This window comes from uncultured Winogradskyella sp., assembly GCF_947498345.1.
Taxonomy (GTDB): domain Bacteria; phylum Bacteroidota; class Bacteroidia; order Flavobacteriales; family Flavobacteriaceae; genus Winogradskyella.
Window position 1 is genome coordinate 1 of the sequence record NZ_CANMJY010000004.1, and the last position, 12,694, is coordinate 12,694.

At 34.0% G+C, this 12,694-nt stretch carries 15 protein-coding genes and 1 pseudogene; 13 read left to right on the forward strand and 3 right to left on the reverse strand.

All coding sequences use genetic code 11. From position 1 onward, the window contains the following. A partial coding sequence (locus Q0912_RS06420) for a tail fiber domain-containing protein (protein WP_299113215.1) occupies positions 1 to 965 on the forward strand: 965 nt, incomplete at its 5' end. A 125-nt stretch (positions 966 to 1,090) separates the two neighbouring features. Here Q0912_RS06420 and Q0912_RS06425 read toward each other — a convergent pair. Continuing rightward, on the reverse strand, positions 1,091 to 1,954 hold the full coding sequence (locus Q0912_RS06425; protein ID WP_299113217.1) for an AraC family transcriptional regulator: 864 nt from the start codon (positions 1,952 to 1,954) through the stop codon (positions 1,091 to 1,093). Between the two features lie 189 nt (positions 1,955 to 2,143). Here Q0912_RS06425 and Q0912_RS06430 point away from each other — a divergent pair, with 189 nt between their 5' ends. From Q0912_RS06430 to Q0912_RS06485, 12 genes and pseudogenes are all read left to right on the forward strand, one after another. Continuing rightward, positions 2,144 to 3,826, forward strand: a complete 1,683-nt coding sequence (locus Q0912_RS06430) for a serine hydrolase (protein WP_299113219.1) — start codon at positions 2,144 to 2,146, stop codon at positions 3,824 to 3,826. Positions 3,827 to 3,881: 55 nt separating this feature from the next. Further along, positions 3,882 to 4,034, forward strand: a pseudogene (locus Q0912_RS06435) (GntR family transcriptional regulator); the annotation flags it as partial. A gap of 9 nt (positions 4,035 to 4,043) precedes the next feature. Then, positions 4,044 to 4,451 carry an FCD domain-containing protein gene (locus Q0912_RS06440; protein ID WP_366125124.1) on the forward strand — a complete coding sequence of 136 codons (408 nt, stop codon included), beginning with the start codon at positions 4,044 to 4,046 and terminating at the stop codon, positions 4,449 to 4,451. Between the two features lie 114 nt (positions 4,452 to 4,565). Further along, entirely contained in the window at positions 4,566 to 5,576 is a 1,011-nt protein-coding gene (locus tag Q0912_RS06445; protein WP_299113220.1) for an AraC family transcriptional regulator, read from the forward strand. 74 nt (positions 5,577 to 5,650) lie between these two features. Further along, the gene (locus tag Q0912_RS06450) at positions 5,651 to 6,004 is read left to right on the forward strand and encodes a hypothetical protein (RefSeq protein ID WP_299113222.1); all 354 of its coding nucleotides are present in this window, start codon (positions 5,651 to 5,653) and stop codon (positions 6,002 to 6,004) included. A 92-nt stretch (positions 6,005 to 6,096) separates the two neighbouring features. Then, complete coding sequence (locus tag Q0912_RS06455; RefSeq protein ID WP_299113224.1) at positions 6,097 to 6,567, forward strand: YHS domain-containing (seleno)protein; 471 nt, start codon at positions 6,097 to 6,099, stop codon at positions 6,565 to 6,567. Positions 6,568 to 6,570: 3 nt separating this feature from the next. Next, positions 6,571 to 6,924, forward strand: coding sequence for a hypothetical protein (locus tag Q0912_RS06460; RefSeq protein ID WP_299113226.1), 354 nt, complete (start codon positions 6,571 to 6,573; stop codon positions 6,922 to 6,924). 297 nt (positions 6,925 to 7,221) lie between these two features. After that, the gene (locus Q0912_RS06465; protein WP_299113227.1) at positions 7,222 to 7,758 is read left to right on the forward strand and encodes a sigma-70 family RNA polymerase sigma factor; all 537 of its coding nucleotides are present in this window, start codon (positions 7,222 to 7,224) and stop codon (positions 7,756 to 7,758) included. Next, complete coding sequence (locus tag Q0912_RS06470; protein ID WP_299113229.1) at positions 7,755 to 8,381, forward strand: HEAT repeat domain-containing protein; 627 nt, start codon at positions 7,755 to 7,757, stop codon at positions 8,379 to 8,381. The genes Q0912_RS06465 and Q0912_RS06470 overlap by 4 nt, the downstream gene beginning before the upstream one ends. 13 nt (positions 8,382 to 8,394) lie before the next feature. Beyond that, complete coding sequence (locus Q0912_RS06475; RefSeq protein ID WP_299113231.1) at positions 8,395 to 9,411, forward strand: hypothetical protein; 1,017 nt, start codon at positions 8,395 to 8,397, stop codon at positions 9,409 to 9,411. 149 nt (positions 9,412 to 9,560) lie between these two features. Further along, complete coding sequence (locus Q0912_RS06480; protein WP_299113233.1) at positions 9,561 to 11,003, forward strand: serine hydrolase domain-containing protein; 1,443 nt, start codon at positions 9,561 to 9,563, stop codon at positions 11,001 to 11,003. Positions 11,004 to 11,117: 114 nt separating this feature from the next. Further along, positions 11,118 to 11,441: a YtxH domain-containing protein gene (locus tag Q0912_RS06485; protein WP_299113235.1), complete on the forward strand. Its 324-nt coding sequence runs from the start codon at positions 11,118 to 11,120 to the stop codon at positions 11,439 to 11,441. Here Q0912_RS06485 and Q0912_RS06490 read toward each other — a convergent pair. Next, a complete protein-coding gene (locus Q0912_RS06490; protein WP_299113237.1) occupies positions 11,438 to 12,010 on the reverse strand; it encodes a GNAT family protein in 573 nt (190 codons plus the stop codon). The genes Q0912_RS06485 and Q0912_RS06490 overlap by 4 nt on opposite strands. Further along, entirely contained in the window at positions 12,007 to 12,645 is a 639-nt protein-coding gene (locus Q0912_RS06495; RefSeq protein ID WP_299113239.1) for an esterase, read from the reverse strand. The genes Q0912_RS06490 and Q0912_RS06495 overlap by 4 nt, the downstream gene beginning before the upstream one ends. Positions 12,646 to 12,694 lie beyond the last annotated feature (49 nt).

Genomic DNA, 12,694 nt, shown 5'->3' on the forward strand with positions numbered 1-12,694 from the left:
AGCGTTCTGTAGCTATCGGAATAAATTCAACAACAACGGCAGCAGGAACAGGATCTATGGCTATAGGTGAATCTTCTGAGGCTAGTGGTGTTAATGGCCATGCTTATGGGTATTTCACAAATGTATCAGGGGATTATGCGACAGCAATCGGTCAGCAGAGTACAGCTTCAGGAGGCGCATCTTTAGCTGCAGGTTCTTTTGCCAATGCAACAGGTGATAGTTCTGTGGCTTTAACCGGAGGCACGGCATCAGGCGAGAATTCTTTTGCATGGAGTGCTGAAGCTATTGGCCAAGCATCAATTGCTATGTTAGAAGGTACTTCAAATGGAGATCAATCTGTAGCTATTGGAGAAGAAACTATTGCAAATAGTTTTAGGGAATGGGCTTTAGGATCTTACAATCAAACTAATGTTGCAATCAGTACGACTACATGGAATGCAAATGATTGGTTATTTAGTCTTGGTAATGGTCTTAACAATGGTAGTAGAAGTAATGCCATAACAGTATTAAAAGATGGAAAAACAGGATTTTCGAGAATACCAACTACTAATGTTATTGAAGTCAATGGTAATGCCTCAAAAACGGCTGCTGGTGATTGGTTAGCCAATAGTGATGGACGTTTAAAAAAGAACATCAATACTTTTAATGAGACTGATGCCTTAAACAGGTTATTACAAATGCGAGGTGTCACCTACGAATGGAATGATAACCATACAGGAAATAACCGTCCAGAAGGCCAGCAATATGGTTTTATAGCACAAGAATTGCAAGACGTATTTCCTGAAAATGTGAGCTTAGATAATCAAGGCTTTTACCAAACAGCTTATGGTACTTATGATGCTTTATATGTACAATCGATTAAAGCCTTACATACAAAAATTGAAACTTTAGAACAAGAGAATAAGGCATTAAAAGCAAAACTTGATGCGCTATATGAAATGGTAAAAGCAAGTGCAAATAATTAGAAATTATAAAAGCATCTGAAAGCTGTCATTCTTAATTAAACAAAGAATCTTTTGTAAAAAATGAATAGACTATTCGTTATGTATTGAATGACAGCTATACACTACACTTTCAGAATGCTAAATACTTATTGAATAGGAATATAAAACTCGGTCTTTAGTTTTTCTTCTGCTACCCGGTCTGGATGACTAATGTATTTTTCTCTACAAGGTACATCTCTTAGTTCGTATTCTGTGTTGAGTAACCAATCGTTAAACATATAGTCATAAACCTCTGCAAAGTATTTGTAACTACCTTGGTATAAGAATATTGCGTACTTTCCGCCTTTAAGCGTTTTTACACCAATATCACCTTGAGGTTGAGCATCCTTATGGATTATCAAACAAGCGTCGTAACGTGTTTTGTCTGGGTCTGTTACATTTGGGTCATCATAAGGTAAGCCAATATGCTTAATCCCCTTGGTAAATAGTTTCTGTGTTTTCACTTCTGCCCAAAGCTTTTGCCATGCAGTGCCGTAATCCAGGTCTTGGTATTTGCCATGCATTGTGTAATACAAACACTTTTGGTCTTCTACATCTACAATTTTCGGTTTTTTAATGTTTAATTCTGTTGTCTTCATGATGTTCTGTTTTTTGATTATGAATTCTTTTTTGTTACGATAAGCATTTGGAGATATTCCAAAGTGGTTTTTAAACGCCTTAGAGAGTGAAGAAGGTGTTTCAAAACCCACGCTATATGCAACAGCCTCAATGGTGTTGTCGGTATACCGAATCATTTTTGCAGCAGTCTCTACACGTGTTCTACTAATGTAGGCGCCTAAAGGTTCACCAAGCATAGCACGTGTGATGCGATGAAAGTGATACAGCGAAAAATGCGACAACTCTGCTAAATGCGCAATATCAATTTTAGTATCTAAATGGTTATGAATATAATCCACAACACGGTTGAGATTCTGTTGATAATAGTGCTTGGTTTTGGGTTGTTCTGCCATGTGATATCGTTTCTATGAAGACAAAACTAAAGATAGCGGTTGGTAATCACTTTTCCAATCTTGCTCAATTTTGTACGAATAATATGTTAATACTTTCTTAAATGTTCGTCATTCAGTAACGATAAGTGTAACAGTTGATTTTTTTATTAATCGTATACGATATATGATGATAATTTAAACCACTCAAAAATGAAAAAATCAGTTTTTATTCTCTTATTACTTACTTCAATTAGCTTTTCACAGTCTAAAGAACTCGTTCAAAGGCTAGATAGTGTTACCAACTTTATCGATGAACAGCTTAACATAAAACCAGGTACTTCTATTATCGTAACAAAAAACAACAAAACTTTGTACACAGCAAGTAACGGATTGTCTAGTATAGAATTGAATACCAAAAACACCATCAATACGATGTACGACTTAGCTTCAATAGCTAAAATGTTTACAGGATATGCTATTGCCACTTTAGAAGTTGAGGGCAAACTATCTATGGATGATGATATACGAACCTATCTTAAAGACTTTCCAGAATACGATCATAAAATTACCATAGGACACTTAGTGCATCATACCAGTGGTATAAAGAATTGGACCTATCTTATTAATGAAATGGGTTGGTCTAGTGAGGATAAAATCTCTACAGATCAGTTGCTTAGAGCAATTTATGCTCAAAAGCATTTAGATTTTGTTCCAGGCGATAGATATCAATATTGTAACTCCGGCTATGTATTATTAACTAAAATCATTGAAGAAGTTACTAATCAGTCTTTTGTAAATTGGACAGATGAGTATATTTTTAAACCCCTCGGTATGAACAGTACCTTTTTCAACGAAGACCAGAATAAAGTTATTGAAGGTATGGCATCCGCCTATATGTTGGATAATGATGGCAATAGAATACGAGAAGCATACAATACCAGTGCTTTAGGTTCTAGCTCGCTAATTTCTAATGCTACTGATATGGGGAAATGGATGAATTTTTTGCTATTTCCAACAAAGGACAAAAAAGGCATTGTAGACAAAATGTTTACCACGACAAAGCTTAATAATGGAGATGCTAATAATTATGCTTATGGTATTGAAATTGAAGAATTTAATGACCATAAGGTTATTGGTCACGATGGGAGTTGGTCATCATTCACGTCTTACATGACAATAGTGCCAGAGTTGAATGTTGGTCTTTTTTTTGCGAATAACTATCGAGTTGGTACAGGTCAGATTAGGGACTTATATTTAGAGGTCTTCTTTCCAAAAGAAAAAGAAGCCAATACAAATTCAAAAGAAGAAAAGAATAATGCCAAAGAGAACTCAACCGAACCTGAGAAAGAAGTTGTAATACCTACAGAACAATTAGATAAGTATACTGGAATCTATAAACTTTGTGAGGCTTGGTATTTGGATATTATGAAAAAAGGCAAGGACCTATATACACAGGCTAATGGTGAAAATGCATTTTATATGAAACCTGTTAACGATTCTACATTTATAGTTCGTGCATACGGTAACAGAACAATTACTTTCATTACTAATAAAAAAGGAAAAGTAGATAAATTAGTATATAATGATATAACAGCCAATAGAAAAACGACTCCTTTTTATTTTAATGAAGAAGCGTTTAAAAAATACGAAGGAGTATACTATAGCACAGAACTCGGTGTCCTTTACAGTATTGAGGTTAATAGAGATGAAATGTTATATAAGAATATTAAAACAGGTAATTTTGAGCTTATTTATGAAAATGATAAACTCTTCTTTTCTGATGGAAAATTATCAAAAATTACTTTCGAGTATAATGATGAAAATCAAATTACAGGATTTTATAAGATAAACTGGGAAAAGAAAAAATTATATTATTTCAATAAAGCGAATTAAATAATAAATGGTTTTGATAGAAAAAATAAACTTTAGAGATTAGGTTAAAGACTTACTATTGCATAAAATGCGTCATGGCGTATTGAACCCTAAAAAGTCTATTTCTCTGGCATCATTGGCCAGAGAACTAGATGTTAGCGTAACACCAATTAGAGAAGCTTTAACACAATTGCAAACATCTGGTATTGTAGAGGCTATACCCAATAGAGGTTTTTTTATTCCAGAACTTAATAATGAAGAAGCACAAAATCTGTATGAATTAGTAGTTTCGTTGGAGTCATTGGCCATAAGAAATTCAGTATTCTCTGAGAAAACAATAAAAAAGCTAGAAACTGCAAACAAGATTTTTAAAAACGCTAGTGACGAAATTCAACGCATCAATGCAGATATCGACTTTCATAATTTATTGACGTCTAATTATAAAAACCCAATTGCGTTGAAAATCTTATCAGATCTAAAAACCAGAATTTTCTTTTATGAGGTTGATTTTATGAGTAAACGAGAGAACTATGCTGACTCTGACGATGAACATCAACAAATCATAGGACATATAAGAAATGATAACCTAGAACATGCTTGCCAAGTTTTAAAAGAAAACTGGCTTAAGGTTTTAGATTACCAATAAGTTATTTTCAATCTTATGATGTTATAAATACCTTACTTTTACGACCATTAGTCTAATAGTTTTTCAAAATTGAAAGTCGAAAAATTTTCACCAGAAATTAATAAAGTATACTTTATGGAAAGGTATACACTTATTCATATTCTATCAGGTAAAGGAGGCATACAAGTAGACTTTAAAAACTATTTCGATTGGCAGGAAAAAGCTATCTTCTTAGAAAAAGGTCAATACATTAAGTTTTTATCAGACGACTTTACCGTTAGAAAAATAGAGTTTTCTAATTCAGATAAATTTTATGACAAAGACGTAAGAGTACTATTTAAGCACCTTATTTCTCTAGGTTATATCGATTTATTAGAATGCGAAGAGTGTAATGCGTTTTTATCGCAAACTACCTTAACTGATAATTCGGCAGATATCATAGATGTATCTTCAAAACAATGGTATTGGCAAAATCCGTTTAAAGCTAATAAAGAAGAATACCAGGTTATTTTTGATACTAAAGATATTATCGATAAAGAGTTTTCTAATAACCTCACAAGCAATGATCTGGTTAGTCTTATTAACGATAGAGGTTATAATGCCCAAGCCTTAATTAAAGATAAAGTAGGACTGTCCGTTAAAAAATTAATAAACTCTAAACGACTTAATGAAGGGCTTAAAGAAGTGGCATTTACAGATAAAAATATCCAGGAGATCTCATATGATTTGGGTTATAAAGACGATGCCTACTTCAATAGAGTCTTTAAGAATTCTACAGGTCAAACACCAAAAGCGTTTCGAGAGCATTTTGACTTTAAGAATAGAGACATGTTTTCGCAAGACCTATTAGAGCTACTTCAAAAATACCATACCCAAGAACGTACCTTAGGCTTCTATGCGGATAAAATGAACCTGTCAATAAAAGCCTTATCTAATAAAGTAAGGACAAAGATGAATGTCTCTTTAGGGCAACTCATACGCTTAGAATTGATTAACTCAGCAAAGCTAATGCTGCTAAATGGTCAGTCGGTTAGCTCTATATCAAGGCGATTAGGTTTTGAAGAGCCTAATCATTTTTCACGCTTCTTTAAACATTATTCTAAACTGACTCCAACAGCGTTTCAATCCAAAAAGTACAATTCTTAGTCCTTTTTTTGTAGCAACTATCTTTTACATCTCATTGATCTTTGCAGTGTATTAATTCACTAAAAAAGAAAAAAATGAATATTAAAGAACAAGTACAAAAAATGGACACTATCGTTGCTCAGGGAGCTATCGTAGATGCCGTAAAGGAATTCTTTGCAGACAATGCTAACACTTCAGATTACGGAAATGGTGGCACAGCAGGAAAAGCCGAAATGATTATAAAAATGGAAGGCTTTGCAGGTGCTATTGCTAAAGTTAATGGGATTACACATCATCATTCTATTGTTGATGGTAATGTGTCAGCTTCAGAGTTCACCTTTGATTTTGACATGAAAGATGGCAGTAAAATTTACTGGCACGAAATCATCAGAAGAATATGGAATGATGAAGGTAAGGTCACTCACGAAGAATACTTCAATGCTGAATAGGGCTGAATGTTAAGAAATTGTCCTGTGGACAATTTTAATGAAGAGCCAGCGCTGAGGCGTAGGATAACAATAACCATTAAAATTTTTAAAAAATGAACACATTAAAAACCATAGTAACCGCAGTAGCATTTTTATTCGCTACAACAATATTTGCACAAGACAACAAAGCAAATAACATAGACAACAGTAATATAGCATTACAAGGCTATAGCCCTGTATCGTATTTAGATTTGGGCTTAGCTCAAAAAGGAAACAAGAGCTATAAGTCTGAATACAAAAAAGTAGTGTATTACTTTACATCTAGTGAGCAAAAGGCAAGTTTTGATAAAAACCCAGAGCGTTATTTACCACAGTATGGAGGGTTCTGTGCTTTTGGCTGCTATGCAGGTGCTAAATTTAGAGTAGACCCAAATAAATTTATTGTTGAAGATGGAAAATATTACTTGTATTTAAACAATGTAGAATTAGATGCGAAGCAGTTATGGTTAGCAGAAAATAATCACAATAAGCTAAAGGCTGTTGCGGATAAGAATTGGAAGAAATTGAGTAAAACACATAACTAAGTCATGAAATTCGTCACCAAAAGAATACACGCGTTTTTAGATTATCCTGTAGCTATAGCACTTATGGTATTACCATTTGTGCTAGGCTTAGGAAGCTCAAATCCATTAGCATTATGGCTTTCTGTAACTACTGGTATAGCAGCATTACTATTAACGGTATTAACAGATCATCACTTAGGCATCATCAAAGTGATCTCGTATAAAATGCATTTACTAGTAGATTTTATAGTCGCTATCGTATTTATAGTCGCTCCTTTTATCTTTTCATTTGAAGGTATAGATGCCATATATTATTGGGTAAATGGAGCAGCAGTACTCATTGTTGTAAGCTTACATAAACCAGAAATGGCGATGTAGATCATAGTGTAATTTGTTTTGTTAAAAGGCTCGGTATTTTAATAGATATCGAGCTTTTGGTGTTTTAAAATATACGTAGGGTTACGTATGGATTTCTTAAGACAAAAAAACTAACTTCGCTTAACGTCTGGTATAAGTCATTAAAACGGACTCATACCATGAAAGTTAAGCGGAACTACATTTACCATTCCCATTTCATCCCAAAAATCCCGTAATTTTAAAAAGTCATAACTTTTTTGTGACATTTTTTTAAGTACTCCGTTATTATAACAACTACCAATCAAAGACTACTAATTTTTGGAACGACAAGAATTAATAAAAGCATGTAAGCAGAATAATCTAAAAGCGCAGATGCAAGTGTATCAGATGTACAAGGATATGCTATATAATGTCAGCTTAAGGATTATTAAAAATCAGCACGATGCACAAGACACTGTGCATGATGCCTTTATTAAAGCGTTTCAGAATATGTCTAAGTTAAATAACGACCTTAACCTTGGGCCTTGGTTAAAACGTATTGTCATCAACTGTTCTTTAGACCTTTTACGGCACAAAAAGAAATTAGGTTGGTTACAGGAATCGTATGAATTTCAACAAGAAGACACACAAACTGACGAGTTTGAGGATATATCTTTAAAAGTTGAAGACGTAAAAAAAGCAATACATGCCTTAAAGGATAAATACCGCATCATATTAGTACTGTATCTCATCGAAGACTATTCGCACAAAGAAATAGCAGAGCAATTAGGCTTAAAAGAAGGCACAGTACGCAATCAATATGTAAGAGGGAAACGTTTGTTAAAGCAGCAATTGCAAAATAAAATGATAGTATGAGTTTAGAGAAATTTGTTAAGGAGCACAAAACAGCATTTGACGATGAGAAAATGCCAGAAGCTGCAAGCTTAGATTTTGAAGCAAGGCTTAAAAGCGCATTGCATCCTAAGGAGACTAAAGTAAAGAGTTTAAAAACGATACGCTATGTTTCTATTGCAGCAAGCGTCGCATTATTAATCACGTTTGGGTATTGGTACCAAAACAAGCAAGAACGTATTGAAATGAGAGATAACCTCGTTTTAGCCTTGGGCGAAAGTGACACCAATAGTTCACGTCTCGAAGCCATTTACGAGATTGAAGATCAGTTTGCAAATGAAAAGGAAGACGAAAAGATATTAAAGGCCTTCTTTAAAATTTTAAAAGCTGATTCTGATGCCAATTCAAAAATAGCCGTCATCGATGCTCTTTTAAAATTCCCAGACAATCAATTAGTAAGAAACAATCTCATTGAAGCCTTAGGCAATGAAACAGAGCCTCTGGTGCAGTTAAAACTCATAAAATCTGTTGCTACGCTAAGAGAGCAACGTGCAAAAGCACCACTTAAAAAAATCATTGAGGATGAAGAAGCTTTACCATTGGTAAAAGGCAATGCTTCAGCCTTATTAGCCATGTTAAATCAATAAAAAACGAATAGAAATGAAACGTATAATAATACTTGTAGCACTGCTTTTAATAGCTGGTGTTGGTCACACACAACAGAAAGAAAAACGCATTAAATTTAATAAAGGAACACTTAAAATATGCTCTAACGCACATATGACCATTAAAGGTTATGATGGAGATGAAGTGATTATAAAGAGTCTTAACCAGCCACGCTATTCCTACTATTACGACTTTGGAAACAAAGACGAGAAGTTATTAGACTCATTAGAAGAGGCATCAGACACTCTATTGAGAAAGAGCTACTATTTGGTGTCTTCACAATACAAAGACGCAGAATTAGAAAAAGGTCTAAAGCCTTTAGGTAATAAATCTACAAACCCTAAAGACAATCTATATCTGGATATTACAGAAAAGCCTGGTGAGTTGATCATTAAAGATTATAAGTATAGCCAATCTGGTAACAATAAGTTAATTGGTTATACGACCAAGTCTTCAAATGGTAATGTTAATAAAAAGAAATCAAATAAGAATACGGCTTCGGGCTTTGCTAATTTTGCTTCAATAAATAATAAGTATGAAATTTTGATTCCTAATTCCATTAAATTATCCTGGAATGTCGAAGATTGCTCTAAGAAGAATTCTAACACGTTTTTTATAAGAACAACGTCAACACCTTGGGAACTAAATGATTTTAAAGGAGAAGTAGAGATTTCGACATCATACAACTCTATAAGTTTAGCTAATGTTAGTGGTCCAGTCATTGCCAATACTATCGGAGGAAATATCACTGTAGTCTTTGATACGATCAAACCAACGAAGTTATATTCTTTGGTAAGCAACGATGGTTATATAGATATAACCTTGCCAACTAATGCTGATGTAAAGGTAGACGTCAATGGTAAACGTATACTAAGCGATATAGACTTTACGGTTTTGGATGAAACTTTGCAAGATGGTATTAAAGAAATGATGCTTCAGCTAAACTCTGGTAAAACAAAAATGAAGCTAGATGCAGGCTCTGGTAGTGTCTACTTAAGAAAGCAAAAATAAACCTTAAAAACGTCTGACTTATCGGGTTAGACGTTTTTATTCCATTTATTATTTCCAATTTAATTCTTACTGGCTACAAGATAGGTGACTTTATTATGTCATAAAATAGCTAATAGAATTTATCAAAAAACAATTTAAAAAATTCAATTATGCGTTTGTTATGTTTTATCATGACGCTATGCTTCATTGCCAGTTGCGAGGGTCAAAAAAAGAGTGAAAATAAAGCTTTAGAAGAGCGAATTTCGCGAATAGAAAATGGCTTACAATCTAATTTACGAGTTCAATATGGAGATAGCGTAAATATTCAATATTTTAATATTGAAGACCGACTAAAAGAACTAAATATTCCTGGAGTAAGTATAGCTGTTATGAATAATGGTGTTGTGGAATGGGCAAGAGGATACGGTATGGCTGATACTAGTCAGAATAAAAAGGTAACCACAAAGACATTATTTCAGGCAGGTTCAGTTAGTAAACCCATTGCAGCTACCAGAGCACTTCAACTTGTAGAAGAAGGTCAGTTAAATTTAGATAGCAATGTAAATGACTATTTAAGAAGCTGGAAAGTATCAGAAAATGAATTTACAGTCAAAGAGAAGGTGACTTTAAGGCGATTGTTAAATCATTCCGCAGGACTTACCGTTCATGGTTTTCCAGGGTATTCGATCAAAGATACAATTCCAAGTATTATAGACGTATTGGATGGTAAAGGGAATACGGATCCAGTTCGTGTCTTTAGGGCGCCTGGAGAAAAGGTAGGCTATTCAGGTGGAGGTTATACAGTTATGCAACTGATGGTATCGGACTTAGAACAAAAGGAATTTTCAGATATTATGCAAAAGAATGTACTCAATCCATTAGGTATGACATCGAGCACCTATGAGAATCCACTTCCTAAGGCTTACCATAGTATAGCTGCTGCAGGTTATAAATCTGATGGCTCTCAAGTAGCAGGAAAGTGGCATACCTATCCTGAAATGGCGGCAGCCGGACTCTGGACAACACCATCTCAACTTTTGCTTTGGGCAAAGACTATTCAAGACACCTATCAAAATCAAAAAGACGGATTTTTAAAAACACAGACGGTGAATGAAATGCTAAAGGACTATGGAAATAACCAAGGTATGGGCCCTTATGTGGTTGAGGATTTATTTGGTCATGGTGGTTCTGATGAAGGATTTGTATCAGATCTAAGAATTTGGAAAGCATATCCCATTTCTGTAGCCATAATGGTGAATTCGGATAATGGTAATGATATTATTCAAGAACTATTTTTAAGTATAGCAAAAGAGTACAACTTACCTGGAATTTACCATAGGTTAAGGAAATACAATGAACAATCCAAAGCACAACGCGCGCGCTATGTAGGAGCATATCAATTTTCTGAAGATGCTATTGCTAAAGTCAAAATAAAAGATAATGGTTTAGAATTTTCAGAGGGTCTTGTAAAGAATCCTATCTTTTTATTGCCAGAAACGGACACTTTATTCTTTAGTTCTAAAAGTGGCTTATATTTTGAGTTTGTTTTTGAAAATGACTTGGTCACAAATTTGAAAGTGGCTGGATATAATGGTCAAAAAATGCAAGAATAGTCGTTTGGCAAATGGCTATTATAATGACTAAATCTCTGGCACTGAATTTGTTTGTAACAAAACACATCGTTTTACTACATATAAGTATAATAGGTTTAACTAAAAAAGAAAAATATGATTCAGTATAAAGGAGCACTTGTTTTAGGCGCATTAATTGGCGCAGCCGCAGGTGTGTTGTTAGCACCAGATAAAGGTAGTGTTACCAGAGACCATCTTAAAAAAGAAGGTAAAGACATTAAAGAACAAATTACTCAAGATTTTAATGAGGTAAAAGATGATTTATCTAAAGCTGCAAAATCTGGTAAGGATAAGTTTAAAGAAGACCTAAAAGATTTTGCTTCTAAAGCAAGCTATAAAACAGAAGAAGCAATTACGTTTTTAGAGAAGCAATTGGCAGTTCTAAAAGAAAAGAATAAAACGCTACAGCAAACAAGCTAAAAGGTTTTGAAAATGGTCGCTTTAATTTGCGGCCATTCTTCTTTTAATATGCCATAACAACAGGTACTACGCTTAAAACCATCACTCATCAAAGTATCTTTACGTAAAATACCTTCGAGTGTTGCTCCCAATTTTTCAACAGCACGACGCGACTTGTTATTGCGTTCGTCAATTCTAAATTCTACCTTATCAAAATTTAAAGTTTCAAAGGTATATTGCAGCATTAAGAATTTGATGTTAGCATTCAATCCTGTACCTTGAAAACTGTGACCTATCCATGTCCAGCCAATATGTAAGACTTTATTTTTCCAGTTGATGAGTCCAAAACGTGTTGAACCAGCATAAGCTTCCTTTTTTTTATCATAAATGATAAATGGAATAATTGTTTTATGATAATAACCATCAACAGCAACTTGCACATAATCTCTTAACTTTTCTGGTGTAGAAATATCGGAAGGTGAATAGAAAATTAAGTCTTTTTCCTGCGCTATTCCTTCTAAATGTTGGTAGTTGCTTAGGTCTAAGAGACTAAGCTTAACTCTGTTGTTTTCTAAAGTTGGTACTGTCATACAAGTGCATTTATATAATCTACATTAATCACATGCTTTCCTTCAAATGGAAGTATAGTTACTCTACTACCAAATAATTCTTTAGCTCTTAAAGATTCTTGTTTTATACGGGTTTCATCTAGGTACTCGTCTTTGGTGCCGTAGATTAATTTTACTTTACTTGTTTCATTCAAATAAGCAAAATCTTTCTTAGTAAGCTCTTTAGGAATACCGCCAGAGTGTATAACTAGTTGCGAACATTGTAATTTTCGCTTTACCATATAGCGCATCGCAACACTAACACCTTGTGAATAACCCAATATAATTAAGTTAATATCATTTGGAATTTGCTCAGCTTCAAAAACAGCATCAAAATAATTGAGAATGTTTTCCATTCCAGCTTTAGTTTCATCTCTTGTAAGCCAATTGGCACCAACATGCATTTTTGGCTGAATATAATACTTGCTCGGAGCTTGCGGAGCAATAATGTAATTTCCTTCAGGATTAATATGTTTAAAATATCTAAGGAAATAGCGGCTCAAATAACCCATACCATGGCACACAAACCAAACAGTGTTAGTATGTTCCGTTAGTGTGTTTAAAGTAGAGTAGGAGCTACAGGTTTTATATGTGATTTCTTTCTCTTCTGAATTCATTATTCTTAGCAGTTTCAGTATTTTTGTAATAGACAATAAAACTACTGAT

Coding starts and splice junctions, on each gene's coding strand:
- Q0912_RS06425 (WP_299113217.1), bottom strand. CDS start 1,954: ATGGCAGAACAACCCAAAACCAAGCACTATTATCAACAGAATCTCAAC.
- Q0912_RS06430 (WP_299113219.1), top strand. CDS start 2,144: ATGAAAAAATCAGTTTTTATTCTCTTATTACTTACTTCAATTAGCTTT.
- Q0912_RS06445 (WP_299113220.1), top strand. CDS start 4,566: ATGGAAAGGTATACACTTATTCATATTCTATCAGGTAAAGGAGGCATA.
- Q0912_RS06450 (WP_299113222.1), top strand. CDS start 5,651: ATGAATATTAAAGAACAAGTACAAAAAATGGACACTATCGTTGCTCAG.
- Q0912_RS06455 (WP_299113224.1), top strand. CDS start 6,097: ATGAACACATTAAAAACCATAGTAACCGCAGTAGCATTTTTATTCGCT.
- Q0912_RS06460 (WP_299113226.1), top strand. CDS start 6,571: ATGAAATTCGTCACCAAAAGAATACACGCGTTTTTAGATTATCCTGTA.
- Q0912_RS06470 (WP_299113229.1), top strand. CDS start 7,755: ATGAGTTTAGAGAAATTTGTTAAGGAGCACAAAACAGCATTTGACGAT.
- Q0912_RS06475 (WP_299113231.1), top strand. CDS start 8,395: ATGAAACGTATAATAATACTTGTAGCACTGCTTTTAATAGCTGGTGTT.
- Q0912_RS06480 (WP_299113233.1), top strand. CDS start 9,561: ATGCGTTTGTTATGTTTTATCATGACGCTATGCTTCATTGCCAGTTGC.
- Q0912_RS06485 (WP_299113235.1), top strand. CDS start 11,118: ATGATTCAGTATAAAGGAGCACTTGTTTTAGGCGCATTAATTGGCGCA.
- Q0912_RS06490 (WP_299113237.1), bottom strand. CDS start 12,010: ATGACAGTACCAACTTTAGAAAACAACAGAGTTAAGCTTAGTCTCTTA.
- Q0912_RS06495 (WP_299113239.1), bottom strand. CDS start 12,645: ATGAATTCAGAAGAGAAAGAAATCACATATAAAACCTGTAGCTCCTAC.